The organism is Psychrobacter sp. S1-30-MNA-CIBAN-0213, from assembly GCF_040309845.1.
Taxonomy (GTDB): domain Bacteria; phylum Pseudomonadota; class Gammaproteobacteria; order Pseudomonadales; family Moraxellaceae; genus Psychrobacter.
In genome coordinates this window covers 338,214-358,649 of sequence record NZ_JBEOPE010000003.1, presented here as the reverse complement: position 1 = coordinate 358,649, position 20,436 = coordinate 338,214, and the positions used below count along the sequence as shown (strand labels likewise).

General features: G+C 39.9%; 19 protein-coding genes. 6 read left to right on the top strand and 13 right to left on the bottom strand.

The window, feature by feature from the left end; genetic code table 11:
• Positions 1-153 precede the first annotated feature (153 nt).
• The 7 genes from AAEY87_RS04995 to AAEY87_RS04965 form a co-directional block, all read right to left on the bottom strand.
• Positions 154-828, bottom strand: a complete 675-nt coding sequence (locus AAEY87_RS04995) for a glycosyltransferase family 2 protein (RefSeq protein ID WP_350656183.1) — start codon at positions 826-828, stop codon at positions 154-156.
• Between the two features lie 78 nt (positions 829-906).
• Positions 907-1,743, bottom strand: a complete 837-nt coding sequence (locus AAEY87_RS04990) for a class I SAM-dependent DNA methyltransferase (RefSeq protein WP_502945447.1) — start codon at positions 1,741-1,743, stop codon at positions 907-909.
• Entirely contained in the window at positions 1,727-2,563 is an 837-nt protein-coding gene (locus AAEY87_RS04985; protein WP_350656182.1) for a PIG-L deacetylase family protein, read from the bottom strand. The genes AAEY87_RS04990 and AAEY87_RS04985 overlap by 17 nt, the downstream gene beginning before the upstream one ends.
• A complete protein-coding gene (locus AAEY87_RS04980; protein WP_350656181.1) occupies positions 2,551-3,657 on the bottom strand; it encodes an acyl-CoA dehydrogenase family protein in 1,107 nt (368 codons plus the stop codon). The genes AAEY87_RS04985 and AAEY87_RS04980 overlap by 13 nt, the downstream gene beginning before the upstream one ends.
• Positions 3,658-3,670: 13 nt before the next feature.
• Entirely contained in the window at positions 3,671-5,404 is a 1,734-nt protein-coding gene (locus AAEY87_RS04975) for an alpha,alpha-trehalose-phosphate synthase (UDP-forming) (protein ID WP_350656180.1), read from the bottom strand.
• Positions 5,379-6,437, bottom strand: coding sequence for a trehalose-phosphatase (gene otsB / locus AAEY87_RS04970; protein ID WP_350656179.1), 1,059 nt, complete (start codon positions 6,435-6,437; stop codon positions 5,379-5,381). The genes AAEY87_RS04975 and otsB overlap by 26 nt, the downstream gene beginning before the upstream one ends.
• A gap of 392 nt (positions 6,438-6,829) precedes the next feature.
• Positions 6,830-7,738 carry a LysR family transcriptional regulator gene (locus AAEY87_RS04965; protein ID WP_350656178.1) on the bottom strand — a complete coding sequence of 303 codons (909 nt, stop codon included), beginning with the start codon at positions 7,736-7,738 and terminating at the stop codon, positions 6,830-6,832.
• Positions 7,739-7,943: 205 nt separating this feature from the next.
• On the opposite strand from AAEY87_RS04965, the gene AAEY87_RS04960 reads away from it, so the two are divergent.
• Both AAEY87_RS04960 and AAEY87_RS04955 read left to right on the top strand, forming a co-directional pair.
• Positions 7,944-8,639 carry a glutathione S-transferase family protein gene (locus tag AAEY87_RS04960; protein WP_350656177.1) on the top strand — a complete coding sequence of 232 codons (696 nt, stop codon included), beginning with the start codon at positions 7,944-7,946 and terminating at the stop codon, positions 8,637-8,639.
• A gap of 113 nt (positions 8,640-8,752) precedes the next feature.
• Complete coding sequence (locus AAEY87_RS04955; RefSeq protein WP_350656175.1) at positions 8,753-9,880, top strand: zinc-binding dehydrogenase; 1,128 nt, start codon at positions 8,753-8,755, stop codon at positions 9,878-9,880.
• A 182-nt stretch (positions 9,881-10,062) separates the two neighbouring features.
• Here the strand turns inward: AAEY87_RS04955 and AAEY87_RS04950 are convergent, their stop codons facing one another.
• Positions 10,063-10,311 carry a hypothetical protein gene (locus AAEY87_RS04950; protein ID WP_350656174.1) on the bottom strand — a complete coding sequence of 83 codons (249 nt, stop codon included), beginning with the start codon at positions 10,309-10,311 and terminating at the stop codon, positions 10,063-10,065.
• Positions 10,312-10,797: 486 nt separating this feature from the next.
• Positions 10,798-11,229 carry an Lrp/AsnC family transcriptional regulator gene (locus AAEY87_RS04945; protein WP_068037292.1) on the bottom strand — a complete coding sequence of 144 codons (432 nt, stop codon included), beginning with the start codon at positions 11,227-11,229 and terminating at the stop codon, positions 10,798-10,800.
• 168 nt (positions 11,230-11,397) lie between these two features.
• On the opposite strand from AAEY87_RS04945, the gene ocd reads away from it, so the two are divergent.
• The 4 genes from ocd to AAEY87_RS04925 all read left to right on the top strand — a co-directional run bounded on the left by ocd (position 11,398) and on the right by AAEY87_RS04925 (position 16,987).
• Positions 11,398-12,480 carry an ornithine cyclodeaminase gene (gene ocd / locus AAEY87_RS04940; RefSeq protein ID WP_350656173.1) on the top strand — a complete coding sequence of 361 codons (1,083 nt, stop codon included), beginning with the start codon at positions 11,398-11,400 and terminating at the stop codon, positions 12,478-12,480.
• A gap of 368 nt (positions 12,481-12,848) precedes the next feature.
• Entirely contained in the window at positions 12,849-13,808 is a 960-nt protein-coding gene (locus tag AAEY87_RS04935; protein ID WP_350656172.1) for an arginase, read from the top strand.
• Positions 13,809-13,908: 100 nt separating this feature from the next.
• On the top strand, positions 13,909-15,312 hold the full coding sequence (locus AAEY87_RS04930) for a YjiH family protein (protein ID WP_350656171.1): 1,404 nt from the start codon (positions 13,909-13,911) through the stop codon (positions 15,310-15,312).
• A gap of 553 nt (positions 15,313-15,865) precedes the next feature.
• Positions 15,866-16,987: a Fic family protein gene (locus AAEY87_RS04925; RefSeq protein WP_350656169.1), complete on the top strand. Its 1,122-nt coding sequence runs from the start codon at positions 15,866-15,868 to the stop codon at positions 16,985-16,987.
• 111 nt (positions 16,988-17,098) lie between these two features.
• On the opposite strand, the gene AAEY87_RS04920 is transcribed toward AAEY87_RS04925, so the two are convergent.
• The 4 genes from AAEY87_RS04920 to mdcG all read right to left on the bottom strand — a co-directional run bounded on the left by AAEY87_RS04920 (position 17,099) and on the right by mdcG (position 20,426).
• The gene (locus tag AAEY87_RS04920) at positions 17,099-17,902 is read right to left on the bottom strand and encodes a sulfite exporter TauE/SafE family protein (protein ID WP_350656210.1); all 804 of its coding nucleotides are present in this window, start codon (positions 17,900-17,902) and stop codon (positions 17,099-17,101) included.
• A gap of 98 nt (positions 17,903-18,000) precedes the next feature.
• Entirely contained in the window at positions 18,001-18,909 is a 909-nt protein-coding gene (gene mdcH, locus AAEY87_RS04915) for a malonate decarboxylase subunit epsilon (protein ID WP_350656168.1), read from the bottom strand.
• On the bottom strand, positions 18,887-19,774 hold the full coding sequence (gene mdcB, locus AAEY87_RS04910) for a triphosphoribosyl-dephospho-CoA synthase MdcB (RefSeq protein ID WP_350656167.1): 888 nt from the start codon (positions 19,772-19,774) through the stop codon (positions 18,887-18,889). The genes mdcH and mdcB overlap by 23 nt, the downstream gene beginning before the upstream one ends.
• Positions 19,701-20,426 carry a malonate decarboxylase holo-[acyl-carrier-protein] synthase gene (mdcG, locus tag AAEY87_RS04905; protein ID WP_350656166.1) on the bottom strand — a complete coding sequence of 242 codons (726 nt, stop codon included), beginning with the start codon at positions 20,424-20,426 and terminating at the stop codon, positions 19,701-19,703. The genes mdcB and mdcG overlap by 74 nt, the downstream gene beginning before the upstream one ends.
• Positions 20,427-20,436 lie beyond the last annotated feature (10 nt).

Here is a 20,436-nt window from a genome sequence, read left to right as displayed (position 1 = left end):
CTGCTGTGGATACTATTGATGCATGCTTAGTTTAAAACACAGCTTTGATAAATAAGAAGCAATCGGCAACCTTAATTGCTGCATGCTAGTCAGCTCTTAAGTGAGTTTAAATAGCTGCTTTAAATAATTGCTTAAAATAGCTGTTCTAAACAGCTACTGCAAATTGCCTTTTTCTAAATTTGCTAAAAATGCTGCAAAACCTTCTGTCGCTCGAGCATCTAGACGGCTGCTAGTAATCACACGGACGCGATTACTCCAAGTAATAGCATAGCCTTGGCTCTCAAACTTTTTAACCAAGTCCACATCTTCATGGCACCTTAATGGGGCAAAGCCGCCAACGGTAAGATAGGCCTCACTGCTAAAACTTAAGTTTGCCCCATGAATATGGCGATGTCCCATCATATCTTGATAATGAGCCATATAATCTTCGCGCGTTTGCGGGGTTAAATTCACCCAGCTATCAACGCTCACCACGCCGCAAATCATATCGGTGGGCTGGTCAGTAATATGGGTAATTTGCTGCACCAGCCAATCTTTAGTCACTACTGAATCGGCATCTGTACAGGCAATCCAAGTTGCGCCATGTGTAATCGCATGGCGAATACCCAAATCTCGCACCCGTCCCACACAGCGATAATCACAGCATATATAATTAACGCCTGTACTTTTGACTATCGTAAGTGTCTCATCAGTGCAGCTATCAAGCACCACCAGCGGATACACCGCAATGGTTGAGGGCAATAGCGCAATAGCGGTCTGAACCGATGCCAAGCAATTGGCAATAGTCATCGCCTCATTATGAGCGGGAATCAAAATAGCGATTTTCATATCAACGCTGTGCCTCTCATTATGCTGCCCACCATGCCAATCACTATTTTGCAGACTGTCATACGCGGTTATACTCCATCATATTAAGTTTTCTTGCATAGCGACAGACTTTGGAGAGTGTTGCCAAACGTCTAATAAAAAATCGCTATCTATAATCTGGCTTTGATGATTAAAAGCGGGATGAGTAAAAGCTGGACGATCCACTTCATTACTTGTCACATTAAACGCTCGCTGTAAGCGTTGGTGCACCGTCTCGCCAGTCATTACAAAGTCATCGATAGCATAGCGCCAATGACAGCACAGCAATGTACCGCCTACAGCTAGGTTTTGTTTAATCCAAGTGATAACCGTATCAATATCAGTGGGCGATAAATAATATAAAATCTCACTAATAACGATTAAATCAAAGGGTGGTTTATTAGCAAGCATGCCGTTCGATAAAGGATACGCTTGTAGAAGCGCATCGTCTAAGCTCAGTAATACGTGAGGAATAACTCCTTGTATCACTCTGACATGCGATAACTCCCCCAAGCGTTGTTTGGCAAGTTGTACCGCCTGAGCATTACCATCTATACTGAGCAAAGCCTGACAACGATGGGACAGTAATTTACTAAACACCCCGTTACCACAGCCCAATTCAATGGCATTGTCATACTCTGCTTGTGGCAATACGGCGAGAGACATTTCACGTTTTCGTTTTTCATACCAGCGGGTCTGATACTGCCATGGGTCGCTATTGTCACTGTATAAAGCATCAAAATACGTCTCTGAATAGGTATCATATTGGGGTTGGGATTGAGAGTCAGATTGAGTACAGCCCATTGAGCTAGTGCTAGCAACGTTTAAACTATCACTAAGATTCATTGAAGTGTCGGCAAGATTCATTGACGGCGTAGACTTAAGATTGTGGCTCATACAAATAAACCTCCCAAGGTTGGCTAATTCTGGCGATGGTTTGAGCCGATAAAATAGGCGGGCTACCCGTACTCTCATCAATGGTAATTTGGCTAGTAAAGCAAGCAATAGCTTGGGATTTACGCTGTACTTGCTCATCGGTTAAATCTACTCTGACAGCACAGTGCCAAGGAATACGACTATCGGCAGGCTGTGCCCAATGCCAAGCCCAAATCAATACTTGATAACAGGCTAGATGATGCTGCTTAGCAAATGCGGCGACCACTTGTCCCGTTGCCTCGTGGTCAGGATGTCCATCATGAATAAAGGGCGTCACTAAAATATCGTTAGGCTGGATAATGGCTGCTAACTTTTCAGTAAACTGTGCCTGCTCAGCGAATACATCGCCATCAGTCAATTCTAGGGCAATAGTCGTCACTTGATGAGCTATGCCCAATACAGCTAATGCTTTAATACTTTCTTGCGGACGGATAATATCAAGCTGCTCTGGCGGATAAATCCTTGAGTCTGGATGGCTTTGTGTGCCATTGGTCACGTGAACAAGGATGATAGGATTGCCATTAGCAGCCAGTTGTTGCAGCAGACCACCACAGCCTAATACTTCATCATCAGGATGTGGCGCAAAGATACACACCCGCTGGTGCGGTGGAAAGTGTTTCGCCATATTTAATCGGGGCAGATTGTGCAGCCCTTGCCAATTTTGCCACGCGTCTTGACTGGTACCATCGCCTTCAATAATACGGTCGCCAACAATCGGATGTTCCTCTTTTATAGGGTTACCTTTTATAGGCTTAGCCTTACTAGGCGTTATAGTTGCCATATGTTCTCCCGCCTATCAGTTAAGTCGCTGGTCAAGTTGCCAGCTGAAACGCTAGATAACTCGCCAATCTTTTGCAGATCAAACGCGCCATGACTTTGACGAATAAATACGGGCAAATCTGCTGCTAATCTTGCAAAATGAGCATTACTACAAAACGGTGCTGCGCCTAATGCCTGTCCGACGCCCTCCAGTACTTGGCGCGCCACCTGCTCAACGTTTGCTCTTAATTGACGAATAGCAAGCTCATGGCTGTGCTGCGGCTGGGTATCTATTAAGTGAGCAACATGATAAAAATACTGCCGAGTGACTGCCAACGCTGTTCCAATTTGCCCCAAATACATGGCTTTATAATCGTTCGGTTTTTGTTGATACGCCGGGATTAAATAGCCTGCGAGACAGGTCGCCGCCCCATACCAGCAAGCGGCAACCCCTGCTGCCCCATGCCAAAATCCTACCCGTTCTAAATATGCATTTGCTGCCCCAACCTTACTAGCCGCCACCCCATTAAACTTTATGGTGGCGGTATCAGTGGCTTGCATGCCGACTGCTTGCCAAGCCCTGTTGTCAATCTCAATGCCAGCTTGCTGCATATCTACTATAAGTAGCTGCGAATGACCTTGCTCATCTCGATAAGTCATTAGCCCATGATCAACAATATTTGCCCCCGAACACCATGCTTTGGTGCCTGTAACTTTACCCTCTTGATAGCTCAAAGGATGACCCTCTGCCGCCCAAACCGCCCATAGTCCTTGTGCCGGTTTGTCATAACCCACTTCATGCAAAATACTGAGCGCATCCAAATGTGATTCAAACCATTTGGCAATCGTCAAATCAATATCTGCCACATAAGCCAAAACTTGCCAGCGGATGAATGTATTTGAGTTAGTTTCACATTTGTTTTTTTCAAAATCAGCGGCAGCACTAGCAGGGTAAGGAATTCTATCGCTATAAGTGACTAAAGTATTTAATATATCGTGACGCAATTTATCAGTTATACAAAGCGTGCTGAGCGCTTGATTATCAGCGGCTAGAATCTCTTCTACAACAGCTTGAATATTTTCTAACAAAGAGTTTTCTGCATCTAACCGTAACATAGGGGTTTCCTAATTATTCTTGTAAGTCAAACGCATGGACCGTGGCTGAGTGCGGGTTATTTGTCTGAGGTCTGTTACCACCGTATAGGTCATCTAAGAAATTTTGCTGCCAAGCGTGTAAATCATTTTGCTGCAGTCCTTGCAATAAGGTCTGATAGCGGGACTTTCGCTGCGCTAATGGCATCGTCAAGGCAGTTTTTAAACCCTGTATTATACTTTTCGGCTGATGCGGATCGACAATCACCGCCGCTTGCATTTGCTCGGCTGCCCCTGCATAACCTGACAGCAATAACACCCCAGGATTATCAGGATTTTGGGCAGCAATGTATTCTTTAGCGACTAAATTCATACCATCTTTGAGTGAATTTACCCAACCGATATCACTGTGCCAAAACGCTCTCATCAATGTCTCATGGTTCAACACTTTTTCGCTACACGTAATCGCCTGCCAATTATTTGTTAAGTCGTCTGTCAAATCGTCTATCAAAGCATCAGCATCCAAAAAACCAATTTCAAAGGCATCCGCTTGATATTCATTAGGCAGAAATTGCTGATTGACGTCATTGACTGCTTGTTTGACACTTTTATAAAGCCGTTGATAAACCGGTAAATCTAAACGGCTAGGACAAGCAATTTGCAATAGTTTTAACTGATTTTGATAGGCTGGGTTTTGCTGTAGAAAAGAACCATACGCTGAAAAACGCTCTAATAAACCTTTAGAATAATCAATTCTATCTACCGCTATTATTTGCTGGGCGGCAGGCTTTGTAGCACTATCTTTATGCGTATGTTTTGCAAACTGGGATGAGAAAGGTGAGGATAAATGGCTAACTTGCTGCTGGATTTTGTCTACATTAACGCCGATTGGATAGGCATTAATTGCTAAACAGTGCGGAGCACTTAAGTCTAGATTGAGCATCAAATTTACACTAGATGAGTTTGTAGTTTTGGCGAAAATTTGCTCGGTGTGCAAAGCGTTTGGTAGAGAAAATTTTGAAAAAATTTCCTGCAAATACCTATCTTTTAAATAACTATCTCGTGAATAGCTATCTTTTACATACATGCCTTTCAAAAGACTTTTTTCTAAAAATTCATCCTTTAAATAATGTTGGAATACGTCAATGCAGTTGGTTTTATCTTGCTCAGTTTGGGTGCCGAGCACATCATAATGAGCAAGATACCTAATCAGTTCAGAGCTTTTTTCAAGCTGTTGCCAAAATGCTAATGGGGCAAACGGAATGTGTAAAAAGAAGCCGATACGATTTGTCATACCCATTTGCTTGCAATAATACGCCACGCTTAAAAAGTGATAATCATGTACCCAAATCACATCATCGGGTTGAATAATCTTTTTTAACTGCCTGGCAAAGAGGCTATTTACCTCTTGATAACCTGCATAGTCCTCTGCTGTTTGACTCATTAAATCAGGTTGCTCATGCAGTAGCAGCCACAGCACATTATTGGCAAAACCGCAGTAAAAGTGCTGATATTGTTTGCTCGTTAGGCCCGTAGTCATATAAGTGACTTCTGCATTGGTCTCATGCATATACGCTAAAGTAGCTTGTTTATTGATGCTGAATTCATTGTTATCACAGTTGTCATCAGCCTCACCAACTTCACCATTCCAACCCATCCAGATGACTGAATTTCCTACTAATACGTCGTGCAAGGCTACTGCAAGTCCGCCTGCCATTGGATTGCCATCGGGCATTTTTACCCGATTAGATAAGACGATTAATCGGCTCATATGATTTATCTCGTTGTTCTTTCAGCAATGGAAGATTAGCGTCTGCTAAATCAGACGATAAAGTGGCGTTTCTTTGATAAAAGACAAATTGGCAAAAGCTTAAAAAGTTATCAAGTAGAACTGTTACCTCGTGAATATTATTTACGTAGTAATGAGCACACGTTGGCCCACTACCTACTTTAATACCCATACCTTTTACTGAACTATTCACTGAGCTATTCGTTGAACTACAGAATTTTTGTATTGCTCTTTTTTCACCTACCTTGTTTTTGGGTGCTTTGTTTTTGGATACTTCGTTTTCAAATACTGTGTTTTCATTTTGTACAGCAATAAAACCTGCCTCATCGGTAATGTCATCACCAATAAAAATGGCACACAGCTCCTTGTCAGTTTGCATTTTTTCTAACAAGGTTAAGATCGCTGTACCTTTATCCGCTCCTTTTGGCAATATCTCCCAAACGTATTTACCCTGCTTCAACGTCCAGTTAGCATAATTACTTAAGGTTTTTAGCATAATGGTATGAGCCACATTGGCTAATGTAGGATTTTTACGAAAGTGCAGAGCAACGGAATAAGGCTTATTTTCTATGGTTAAGTCACTATATGACGTACTATATTGGCTAATAATCTGCCTTATAGCAGTAAGTTCGGCATTATCAACATGCGCGGTGCTTGTAACGTTATTGTCGTTTTTTTTGCCTATAGCACTATTAAAGCTACCATTAAGTGCTATTTCTAATCCGTGCGTTGCTGCAATTGGCAATTGTAAAGGTGAGAGCATTTGCTTTGCTTCAGCAAGACTACGCCCTGTCACGATGGCGACTTGTACCCCATAGTTTTGTATTCGTTGTAAAAGCAATAATGTTGCATTTGGGATGATGCTATCTTTTGGATCAAGGGTAAAATCTGCAAGCGTACCGTCTATATCCAAAAACAAACAATAATCTCGCTGATGAGATAAATAATCAGCAAAATTATTTGGTTGGATGTATATAGCTGGCGTATTTAAGCTATGATTTCTTCCTGAAGTCACGCTCGTTCCTTTTTCTTTTTAATAGGACGTTGTGTCTAGCCTAATTTAATTCATATTCAAAATAAATTATGTATTAAAAGCTAACATGTTCGTAAGTATTTGTTTGTAAACAATAATAACCTACTAACAAGTTTGCCATAAAGCCAGCTACCCTGTGATGGCAAAAGTATTCAATTTGGTATAAATTTCTTTAGTGTAAGTCTTTTAGTTCATAATTTATTAATACTTGATGTAGTCGCTCCAGCATAAAAGGAATACCGTGTTACTGGGATGAATTTTTCGCAGCCTCTGTTATAGCAGCACGCAAGGAAAATTTATACCAGTAGCACGTTCTAAGAAGTGTATTTAAGATTAACTATAGTCGGTAATATCAATTTGATTGATGATTATTTTCATGACGCTTCCACTTTTATTCTTGCAACCAAAAAATCTACGGCTGCTTTTACTTTTGGCACTAGATAGCGCTGCTTTTGATATAACAAATATACGGCCATATCAGCATGTTGCGTGATTGCCAATTCATGCTCAAACTTGAGCTCTTGCAACTGCCCTGATTCAAGATATGACGCTAATGCCCAGCGAGTTGACATCAGAATACCTTCGCCCTCACAAGCCTTTCTCGCCAGCCACGGCCCATTATTTGAAATCGTGATCGCTGGCCCTGAGACATCATGCCATTGACCATCCACATGACATAACCAAGGCGTTGGCCCTGTTGGCGCTTTAAAATACAAACCATTATGTTGCTTTAACTCCATCACATTTTTAGGCATACCGTATTTTTCTAAATAGCTTGGTGAAGCGACAGGGATAAACCCATTATCCATGAGCCTTATCGCTAATACACGCTCATTAGGTGCGTAACCACCACGAATAGCGATATCAACATCATCACGTCCCAGCGTCGATAACTCATCACTTAAGCTAACATCTAGGACAATCTCAGGGTATAACGCGCTAAATTCATCCAACAATGGCAATAGGATTTTTTCACCAAAGCCCACCATTGAGCTGATGCGTAAACGTCCCATTGGCGTGGTTTGGTAACTGCGCACCGTTTCATGGCTTTGTTTTAATTGACTTAATATTTGCTGTACATCGTTATAATAAATCTGCCCCACTTCTGTCAGTTTGACGATGCGGGTCGAACGCTTTAATAACGTCGCACCCAAACTCTTTTCTAAATCAGCGACTCGCCTTGAGAGCGATGAGGGCGGCACATCAAACACCTTCGCCGCTTTGGTAAAGCTGCCCGTTTCGGCGACTTTACTGAAATAGCGTATTGCCCGTAATTGATCCAACTCACTTCTCCCTTTAAGAAACACCTACGCATTTTCGCTCTATTATTGTCTTAAAAGCAATAGTGATTCACATTTACCCTTATATACAAGCCAATTAAAACCAGTAATAATAGATTCAACTTAGACATTGCAGCCTTAGTTTCATTTCTCTGGCAATACTTCGGCAATAAAAATAACAATCACCTTAATAATGGATAACTGACTGATGATTACTTTGCACGGTTTTGCTGCTAGCAACTATTACAACCTAGTAAAACATGTCCTTTTATATAAACAACTGCCATTTCAAGAAAATCTGGTCTACGGTGGTAGTGACGAGTTACTGGCAGTCAGTCCAGTTGGCAAAGTACCTGCTATCACAACGCCTGAGGGCCTTAATTTATCAGAATCGAGCGTCATTTGTGACTTTATCGAAGAGCGTTACCCTGACACTCCTCTATATCCTACAGATGCTGGCGAACGTGCGGTCGTGCGTCAAATTATGAAAATAGCAGAGCTTTATTTAGAGCTGCCAAGCAGACGCCTGATTCCTTTTGCCTTTTCAGGTACGGCTATTCCTAAGCCTGTTGCAGCGGAAGTACGCCAAGTATTAGAGCGTGGCATTGCTGCTTTAAATCACCTAAGTCAGTTTTCACCTTGGATTGCTGGCGAGCAATTCACCATGGCGGATATCTACGTTTATTACGTTAGCACCATTGTTAGCAATTTTGCCTCAAAGCAACTTGACTGGGACGTATTAGCAGAGATAGCAGGTATGAAAGAGTGGAACACAGCGATGAGTCAATCTGCCATTGCTCAAACAATAGAAGCAGATCGCTTGGCAAACATGCCTGAGTTTATGCAGAAAGTAAAAGAGCAAATTCAAGCAGTCAACGCAGTCAATGCAGCCAACGCCGATTAGTTTTAGCAAAAAAAACGAGCCCTAAGCTTTATTTAAATTCAATAACACATACTTTGACCAATATAAAAAGTGATTGGTTTAACACCCTTAATTATTTGCAGGAGCAAAACACAATGTCAGATACAAACATCCAACTGGTCTCAACCATCAGCGCAGACAACAAACTAACCTTATCTTTGCAAGACATCAATATGCCACAGCCAGGTGCTGACGAAGTCGTTGTACGCATTGAAGCAGCGCCATTAAACCCGTCTGACCAAGCGGTGTTGTTTAGCGCCGCTGATATGTCCACAGCGACTCAGTCAGGTACAGAAGAGCGTCCCGTTATCACAGCGGATGTTCCCGCGCAGTTCATGCCAGCGCTGAAAACGCGCGTTGGTAAAGACACACCTGTAGGCAATGAAGGCGCAGGAACCGTGGTTGCAGCAGGGTCATCACCTGCAGCACAAGCATTGATGGGTAAAACGGTGGCAGTGATTGGCGGCGGTACTTATCGTCAATATTTATCTGCCAACATACAAAGCTGCTTAGTATTAAAAGACGGCACAACCGCTAAAGAAGGCGCTTCCTCTTTTGTGAATCCGCTGACTGCACTGGCAATGGCTGAAACCATGCGTGCCGAAGGTCACAAAGCCATCATTCATGCGGCAGCTGCCTCTAGCTTGGGTCAAATGCTCAACCGTATTTGTATGGCTGATGGCATTGATTTAATCAACATCGTACGTAAAGAAGAACAAGAAACCTTGCTACGTGATATGGGCGCAAAGTATGTGGTTAACTCAAGCAAAGAATCTTTCCTTGCAGATTTAACGGCAGCTATTGTTGAAACGGGTGCCACGATTGCATTTGATCCTATCGGTGGCGGTCAACTAGCCAGCGATATCCTGAACTGTATGGAAGCGGCAATCACTCGCGATGTCGAAGAATACAACGTGTATGGCTCTAATACCTTCAAACAAGTTTATGTTTATGGCGGATTAAACCGTGGCCCTATTACGCTAAATCGTAACTTCGGTTTTGCTTGGGGTGTCAACGGCTTCTTGTTATTCAATGCACTAGGCAAACTAGGCACTGAAACGGTCATGTCGATGCGTAAACGTGTGGCAGAAGAAATCACCACCACCTTTGCTAGTCGCTACACCCATGAAGTGTCATTGGCAGAGGCGCTACAATTAGATTCGATAGCGGCTTACTCTAAACAAGCGACAGGTGAGAAATACTTAATCACCCCGCAAAGCTAGTGGTTGCTGAAATAATAGATCTTCAAATTAAAAAAAAGCAGATACTGATTATAGTATCTGCTTTTTTATATCTTTAAAGATTATCTAACGCAAACAGAAAAAATGAGGTTACTTTAACAAAATGCCAACTGCCTTAAATTAGCTGACCTTTACTTATCGTTTACAACTATTAGTCTTTGACCTTAAGCCTGCTTACTCGCTATACACTTCTTCATCGCTTCTTTTTCAGTAACGCTTAGGTGACCTTGTGACCTATCCATATCCAAATTAGCTCGACATTCCAGTCTCATTTTTTTTAATTCAGTAGATGCGGCTGGTTTTTGAATATCATTCATCTCATCTACAAAGGCGATACTCGGCACCATAGCATTGGCAGAATAACTTGTTGCACTGAGTAATGTGGCTAACAATATAAACAAGGTCTGTTTCATTAGAGGTCTCTATCAATTTTTAAAGTGCGTTTTTAATTAGTGTCAAGATCGACTAACGAATAATTTAAAGCACTGTTTGTGACTCTAAGCTCGCTCAGGCTATTATGCCGACTGATTGCTATCATAGCTGGTATATACGTTACGTAGTTTGATGAAAGTTAAAGAAAGGTAACAGTTTTTGCGCTCAATAAGAATTTATAGAAATATTGGCTTGCGATGATGAGATGCGACCAAAACATCCTAACAATCGCACTCAAATGATTTGGTAAAAAAAGGTATGTTAGAAAATTCTGCTGCTTCAGGACGTAGTACGAATTACGAATTAGATTTATAGCAAAAACTATGAGCTTTGAAGGGGTTTTATACTGAGTGCAAGTCTATTACATTAAAACAAGATATATGAAGAAACTCCTGTTAATACGCTCAGTTTATCAAGTTTGGTTCTACGGTTTCTTCAGCATAGCTCTCTTTTTAAATATGATCACATTACAAACTCGAAAGCAGAACACTTGTTTCGCTATTCAAAATGCCATCAATCTCTCTTACTTGACGCAGTACTTCATCAAATTCTCTCAAGCTTGTAGTGTGTATCTCTGCTACCAAGTCCCATGCCCCATTGGTCGTATGCAGCTTAATCAGTTGCGGGATACCTCGTAACTTCCTAATCACTTGTGACGTAGACTTTCCTGTTACTTCGATCATCATCATAGCTTTGACGGTTTCTTTGTCTAGTGCCTCATGCACTCGAATCGTAAATCCTAAAATAGCACCGTTATGAATCAATCTATCCAATCTGTTTTGGATAGTGGCACGAGAGACTTTGAGTTTTTTAGCAAGGTTTGAGATGGTTGCTCGACCATCTTGTCGCAGTTCAGATATCAGTTCGCTATCTAAAGAATCATAAGTGTAATACGCCATAAAAATGCTTCCTTCATTGAGTTTTGACATTATGCTAAATAGCACCTAACAATATGCCAAAAAAATGTCCATATTTAATAACTTATTGACATTTTAACTGACAATTATAGTTGGTAGGATATTAATTGTCGGTTCAATAAACAATATTCATGAAAAGGAACAGAATTAATGTCTAAATTTATCGTACCACCAAAGGAAGGCGTTCCATTCGTTAGTGTACAAGCGATGGCTAAAATGATTCATGATTATGGCGTTGAGCAATGTATCACAGATCTAGTGGATGCTTTAGAGCAAGATTTCCTTCGTTGGGATCAATTCGAAAAATCTTCTCGCTTTGCTTCGCATTCAAAAGACGGCGTCATAGAGCTCATGCCTGTAAGCGATGGAGAGATGTTTGCTTGTAAATATGTCAATGGTCATCCAATTAATACCAAACGAAATTTACAGACCGTAGCGGCTATGGGTATCTTGTCTGACGTTGAAAACGGGTACCCTATTTTGCTGACAGAAATGTGTATCCTTACGGCATTACGTACGGCTGCCACATCAGCTATGTTGGCCAAACATTGTGCACCAAAAGGCGCTACAAAACTGGCGTTAATAGGAAACGGTGCTCAGTCTGAATTTCAAGCATTAGGTATGAAAGCCATAATAGGTATCTCAGAAGTTCGTTTGTATGATATTGATCCAGCGGCATCGCAGAAGACGGCTGACAACCTTTCAGACTCAGGTTTGAAAGTCATTGTTTGTCGCACGTTAGAGGAAGCTGTTTTAGGTGCAGAGATCATTACTACCTGTACGGCTGATAAAACAAATGCCACTATTTTACGAGACGATATAATTACAAAAGGTGTTTATATCAATGCGATAGGCGGTGATTGTCCTGGTAAGACAGAGCTGGATAGCAATATATTAATGCGAGCAGATCGTGTGATTGTAGAGTTTGAGCCTCAGACACGCATTGAGGGAGAGATCCAAAATCTATCAAGCGACTTCCCTGTTATTGAATTTCATCGAATCCTCAAAGGTGAAGTGCAAGCTCGAACGTCAGCTGATGATCTCATAGTGTTTGATGGCGTTGGTTTTGCCTCAGAAGACTTTACGGCTTTGGTATTTTTACGCGACTTGATCAGAGAGCAAAGAGGATATGAGGTTTTAGATCTGATACCTCAGCAAGCTGACCCTAAAAATCTATACTCGGTAGTGAAAGACCATAGCATAGTGACCAATGAAGCTATGGCTGTGTCATAAGTAATTAATATAGTCAGTCCAATATGAAAAAGATACAGCGGGACTGGGAAGAATTTTTTACAGCCTCTGTCGGCGTAGGCACAGCAAGCCAGAAAAATTTATACCAGTTTCGCGTTATTAAATAATGTATCCGTTTTATTTAGTATCGACTATACAAAAAAATAAGCCCTTCTCATTTTGTGTAACGTTTAAAACCAACATCATTTTTTAAATTTTATCTATGTTTAGCAAGGCTCTTGGACAGTTATGGATATGTTTATTATTTTAAATCTATCTGCTATTTTTCAAGAGCTTTAATATAGAAAAATCAATTTAATCCCAAATTTAAATGATATAAAAAATTTATTTTCTTTAATAGAGACAAAATCATGACTGATGTGATGAAAAATATAAGAATAGTAGAAGTTTATTCAGATATTGCAGGATATAAAAAAGGCGCTTCTCTAGGAATTGATGCATTAAAAGCGTCATCAAAAGAACTCAATGCAGATTATTTTGAAAAATTGCAATTCGACAGTATTGAGGATGATAGTAATAGTGAAGGGGAATCACAATTTTCACATGCAAAATATGCTGATGTGATTGAACCGATTATCTCTAAGTTAGCACATAAAATAAAAGATATAAGAAATGAGAATAAATTCCCAATTGTTTTAGCTGGAGATCATTCTAGTTGTGCAGGAACGATGCATGGCCTTAAGATGGCGCATCCCAATTCTGAAATTGGTGTGGTCTATATAGACGCACATGCTGACTTTCATTCACCATATACCAGTGGGTCAGGAAATATGCATGGAATGCCTTTGGCTATGGCTTGTGCAATTGACAATCTGGAATGTCAGCGAAATGAGCTTTCTGAAAAAGAAAAAGAGTATTGGGAGAGATTAAAATTTATGGCTTCTGATGAGCCATCAATCAAGCCTGAAAATGTGGTTTTTTGTGCCGTTAGAGATTATCAAGAAGAAGAGATGGATTTAATTAGAAGACATAAAATCCCTTTATATACCGTTGCTGAGATAACTCAAAAAGGAATCAGTTCCACAGTAGAGGAAATCTTCAAAAAATTGGAATATTGCGATCACATTTATGTCTCTTTTGATGTTGATAGTGTGGATCCTTTATATGTTCCAGGAACAGGTACGCCTGCAATGAATGGCCTGTCATATGAACAAGCAATGCAACTTAACATAGAATTAATCAAGAATAAGAAAGTATGCTGTTGGGAAATGGCAGAAATCAATCCTTTGTATAACAATTCAAAAGATGACTCAACCAGAATATTTAAAATTTTAGAAAAAGTGACACAGTCTCTTTTAAATAATTACTAGTGTGAAGTTATTTAAAATGAGTTAAAGCATCTAACCTAAGTATATTTATTGCAAATATTTCTTTAGGTTAGTTAAAAAATGGACTGCGAGTAACAATAATATGGACATTATTAAAGCCAGTGCTTCGAGTCAAGATGTTAGCAGTATCAATATCAGACAGTTTTTAAAATTCTTTATACCATCTATAATAGGTTTGATGCTTTTCGTATTTCCAATTCCATATGTAGATGGTAGATTTGTATCATATGCAGAAGGATTTACCATTCCTATCTCTGTGTTAAAGGACTATATACAAGGTTACATGGGTGACCTTTTGCCACTGTTCGTCGTAATCTCAATTATGATTACATTGTGTTGTACGCTCTATACTAAAATCATGAAACCTTCATTGATTTTAAATAATGCATTTTTAAATAACTTACTGAACGTCACAACACCTTGGCTTATTATTAGAATGCTTGGTGCATTTTTTGTTGTCGTTACCTATTTCAAATATGGTTATGAATTCATATATTCAGATAGTATCGGGGGCTTAATATTATATGAATTAATGCCAATACTTTTTATCGTATTTTTCTTAGCTGGATTATTGCTACCATTACTACTTGATTTTGGCTTATTAGAGTTTTTTGGTGTTTTATTAAGTAAAGTGATGAGACCTCTATTTGGTTTGCCAGGTAGATCATCTGTAGATTGTTTAACATCATGGTTGGGTGATGGAACCATTGGCGTATTATTAACTGATAAACAATTGGAAGGTGGGTTTTATACTAAAAAAGAAGCGGCAGTTATTGCTACCAGTTTTTCAGCAGTCTCGATTACGTTCTGCTTGGTTGTCATCTCTCAAGTTAAACTAGAAAGCTATTTTCTTAATATGATTGGAGTGGTTGCTTTATGCGGGATTGTTTGTGCTTTGATAGTACCAAGGTTATTGCCTTTATCTAAAATTGACAATACGTATGTAGTCGAGAATAGTGATAGAGATCATGAAACTATTCCTGAAGGAAAAACGTTATTTACGCACAGTTTGCATAAAGCCGTTCACAAAGCAGAAAAGAGTCCAAGTTTTTCTACCTTCTTAAAGGATGGGTTAAAAAATATTTTGGATATGTGGATCGGAATATTACCCGTCGTTATGGCAATCGGGACGATGGGCTTAATCGTTGCCGAAGAAACACCTGTATTTGATTATTTAGGTATGCCGTTTATCCCATTCTTAGAGTTATTGAATATACCTTTTGCAGCAGAAATGTCAAAAACTATTATGGTGGGTTTTGCAGATATGTTTTTACCTGCTATTATCGGCTCTTCAATAGAATCAGAATTAACTCGATTTGTAATAGCTTGCTTGTCAGTTTCTCAATTGATCTATATGTCGGAAGTAGGCGGATTGATTTTAGGAACGAAGATTCCAGTGAGCTTTTTTCAGTTATTAATAATTTTTCTATTAAGAACCATTATTTCATTACCGATTATTGCAATATGTGCTCATATGATTTTTTAAGTATAAGGCTATTTATAGATTAATCTAGTTTTATTCATCGTTGCTTTTTCAGGTAATTAAACAACCTTGATTATAGAGTGCCGCAAGCAAAGATTTTCCGCTACAGCCCATATATTACAGGCATAAAAAAAGTCCCAATCTTATGATTGGGACTTTCGAATTTGGTAGGCATAAGCAGATTCGAACTAGCGACCTCTACCATGTCAAGGTAGGTCAAGCAACTGTCCTCAAGTGACGTTATCTTCTATCTACTGTATTTAAAGGCCTATAGCTTTATACTCGCAATAAAAATCAGTACAAAATTAACATGCATTAATATTTAACTCGTAATTGGTCACTGCCATTTTACAGTACTTTGACCCCTACTCTTTCCTGAATTATGTGAGAACTAACCTAGTTTTTCATCCATTAGAGCTAATTTATTTACTCTACTCTTTCATTTGATACCTTTTAGAGCGCTTATTCATAGTTGAAACACATTGAACAAACCTTTTATTCTCTGCATAATATGCAGAGAATAAACTTCTAATTACCGCATAACTTAGGGGAAATCATGAAGCATGTGACCTACATCCATGAAAGATCAGACTGGACACAATGGCAATGGTCGGATAAAAAACTATTGCCACTAGTTAGTCGTTTGCGGATGCTACAGGGACACCTGCTTGGCAAACTATTAACGTTAGGGTTTGATTTGAACGTTGAAGCACAGTTAGATGCTGTCACTCTTGAAGTAGTTAAAACGTTTGAGATTGAAGGTGAGACGTTAAATGATGAGCAAGTACGTTCTTCTGTTGCGCGTCACTTAGGCTTAGATACTAGTGGCATGCCCGCTGCTACGCGCGAGATTGATGCAGTTGTTGAGATGATGCTTGCGGCCACTTATGATTATCAAACGCCACTGACATTGAATGATTTACTGAGATGGCATAGCGCTTTGTTCCCGACAGGATATAGTGGACTGTATAGTATTAAAGCAGGAGAAATCCGTGATGATAGTATAGGACCTATGCAAGTGGTATCTGGTGGCTACGGGCGTGAACAGGTTCATTTTGTGGCGCCAAGTGCAGATAGATTACCTATAGAGTTAGAGCGCTTTCTATTATGGTTCAATACGCCAGCTAATGAGCAGGATAATTTAGACTTTGTCATTAAAGCGGGTGTCGCTCATTTATGGTTTGTCACATTGCATCCTTTTGATGATGGCAATGGCCGCTTGACTCGTGCAATAACTGAACGGGTGCTAGCGCAAAGTGATGATAGTACGCAACGTTTTTACAGCATGTCGGCTCAAATACTTAAACAGCGTAATGAATACTACAAAATACTAGAGCGTACTCAAAAAGGGGATTCAGATATTACTGAATGGTTGGTTTGGTTTTTACAAACTTTAGAGCAAGCACTATTATCCGCACAGAAAACAACGGATAAAATCATCAGTAAAGCAAGCTTTTGGCAGACCCACCGTCAGCAAGCAATGAACCCAAGGCAAGTAAAGATGCTCAATATATTACTGACTGACTTCTATGGCAAGCTCACGACTAAAAAATGGGCGACGATGACGAAGTGTTCAACAGATACCGCCTTAAGAGATATTAATGATTTGGTAGAAAAAGGTATGTTAGAAAAGTCTGCCGCTTCAGGACGTAGTACGAGTTATGAGGTGGTCTTATAAGTTTGTGGACTGCAAATACTATTGGTCAAAACTCTATGTCCATCACTGTAAGTACTGACATTAACCTAGGTATAAAAAATGTCTAACAAATAGCTTTTTAAGTTAAGACACTTACAATACCCCAATACCACTCAACAATAACTGCCCGCCAGCGAACAATAATAACACTCCAAATGCACGTTTAAGCATCAAGGCTGGCAATACATGCGCAAGCTTGGCACCGACTTTTGCCATAGCGAAGCTGGCAACTGAGACATATAAAAACCCACTAACATGTACAAAGCCTATCGTACCTTCAGGAAGGTTAACCACGTCTTGACCAAACCATGCAAAACCTACTGCTCCAGCCAAAGCGATTGGCAAACCACAAGCGGCTGAGGTTCCAACTGACTGCTTCATTGGCAGTCCTGCCCAATTTAAAAATGGAACAGTCAAACTACCACCACCGATACCGAAAATAGACGATGCCATACCAATCCCCATACCAGCACCAAACTGTACACCAGCGTGCGGTAATGGCTTGTCCACTTGCTCTTTGCTAGATAAGAACAACATCTTTAAAGCCATTAATAATGCACCAATACCAATAATAATTTGCAATACCTTGCCATCAATCATATCGGCAATACCTGCTCCAACTAAACCACCAAGGACTAGACCTAATGCCATACTACGCCAAACTTCCCAGCGTACACCGTCACGCTTATGATGTGCCGTCAGGGAACTGATAGAGGTCACAACAATAGTCGCAAGAGAAGTACCAATCGCTAAATGGGTAATCACTTCAGGAGGAAAATGGTACGCAGTAAAAATCCACACTAGTACTGGCACAATAATCATGCCACCGCCCACACCGAACAAGCCAGCACTGACACCCGCGAACGCACCTGCAATGGCAAACCACACATATAACATCATACAGCCTACTTTTTATTATGATTATTCGTATACGATAGACTTATTAAACAAATCAGGTATCAGGCTCTAAATTATACAAGCCATCAACTAGAATCTTAGCTACTTCTTTCTATCCACTCTTTTAACCCATCTAAATTACGAAAGTCATCCCAACTTCTGCAAGGCACATGGGGTAGCAAGTTATTTACCATTCTAGACAAAGCATTGCCCGGACCTATTTCTATCACCATGCTTGGCTGATACTCTTCAATATTTTCCATACAACAGTACCAATCTAATGCGTGATCGATTTGACGTGACAAGATTTCTAAACCTTGATGTGTCTCGCTGTACCTTACGCCTTCAGTAGCACTAACAATCGGTATTGTCATAGCGGATAAAGCTAATGAGTCTGTATATTTACGGAACTTTGCTGACGCACCCTGCATCATTACCGTATGTGATGGTACTGACACATTTAACAGTTGCACATTTTGCGCACCTAGTGTTTGAGAAATTCTTGCTACCTGTTCAAGATTTTTCTTATGACCACCTATAATAAATTGGTCTCTATTAATCTTGATAGATAGATAGGTTTTGCTCTCTTCAAGCAGTTGATCCAATTTACTATCACGCACACCTTTGATTGCTAATAGCCCACTAGACTCTGTTACTTCTTGCTGCATCAGGTTGGCTCTTTTACTAACTAAATCTAATCCTTCCTCAAATGTGAGCTGGCTACTACAACAAAAGGCACTTACCTCTCCTAAAGAATACCCAGCAAAAGCCATTGGTGCTGCAATCAATTGACGTAGCTGATGCCATCGATAGTATTGCAAAGTATAAATAAACGGTTGCGCAACTTTGTTATCAAACAACTTATCACTATCAGTATTTTCACCGAATAGCTCTGGTACCATAGCGCTTAGAATCGATTGGTCGTGCTCCGAAGTATAGGTCAGTACTTCATCCACGTGCTTTTGGCTTTGTAGGCCTTGCCCACTAAATAGGATAATTAAATTCATTTTCCACCTTATAAAAGAATATCGTGACGGCCAATAGATCAGCACTACCACCTGGGCTGAGGTTATGATGAATAAAATACTGATTGATATTACTTACTTTTTGGCGCCAATCTGATTGATGAACACCCCCTTGCTGCAAAAACTGTTTCGCCAACGCTTGAGCATTTTCTAAGTCTTTTATCCCGCCCCGCCACACAATATTAGTATCTGATAATACAGATATCAGTGTCATTAACGCTTGTATACTGGCTTTTTCAAAATCTCGAGTGCTATAAATAGTGTCATAGAAGCATGGCAAAACGTCAGTTAAAATAACCTCAAAGCCATTAGAAACCATTTCGATAGCACCAGTTATGCCGTACTTCTTGAACATTTTTTGACCATGGCTATCTGGCTCACGCTTCAAACGAGTCGTTAAATCAAACTGCCACCTGTCAACCAATTGCTCACAAATATTGATAGCTGTTAACGGTATTTCTGTTTGTATACACCTACCAATCGCCGCACAGACAAAACCCAGATTAAATATTGCACCTTTATGAGTGTTAATATTTTTGGTAGCCTCTCTCATTTTTTCTTCTTGATAAATTCCCATATTTTTTAAGTCATCGAATGGCCTGTCGTCATAGCCAAACTGACTTAAAGTGGAAAAATATCCTTTCAAAGAGGTGATGCTATTTATAAAGGTATGGTGGTTCATATCTGTGTGACTACCATTGCTTGAAGGACAGACAAGACCCGGTTTATTTTCAAGACTTAACTCATCATATAAAGCTTCAAGTGCTAAATTATCAATCTGCTGCCAGACTGCCTGTGTGGGCAATAAAGGTTTGTTTGTTTGATCTAATAAAGTGTTCAAATTCATCAGTATTCCATCCTAGTAATACGTCTATTTTTTGAAGCTTGATATCACAAAGGGTTTTCACTAAAACGGTTGGAATATCAAACATAATGGCGTAGATTAGTTCATTAAAAGATATGTCGTTACATCCATGTAATCTTATCTCCCCATCAATTTTTAAACCCACGGCAGATTTAGCAAGTAGGTTAAAGGCTTCCATTTCTAATAATATTTGTGAGATATTATTGCTGTGTGCAACGATTAAAATATCCAAATCTGATGTTGGTTTCACAAAAGGCAAACCAGTAAAATATTGATTGGCAAAGGAGCCATAGACACGCACATCACAACCTAAATGAGAACAGCGTTCGATAAATTTTTGAGTGTGTTCTCGAATCGCTTGCGGTAATTGAGATATCAAAGCCTCAAGTGCTAAAGGTGAAGTGATGACTTCAGGCGTTTTAGATAGGTTTAGTGCTAAACGATATTTACGACCGTCTTCTATATAACTAGTAGCAACTTTGATTACACTATTAATATCTTGTCTACAAGCAGTCAATGGCTGTTGAGATTCAATCATCTTACCAACAGCCGTCGTTACAGATAAAGGTAGAGATGCATTCATAAAACCGTATGATTCATGTGGTTGTAAGTAAACTAAATCATGACGTTGCATACATCTCACC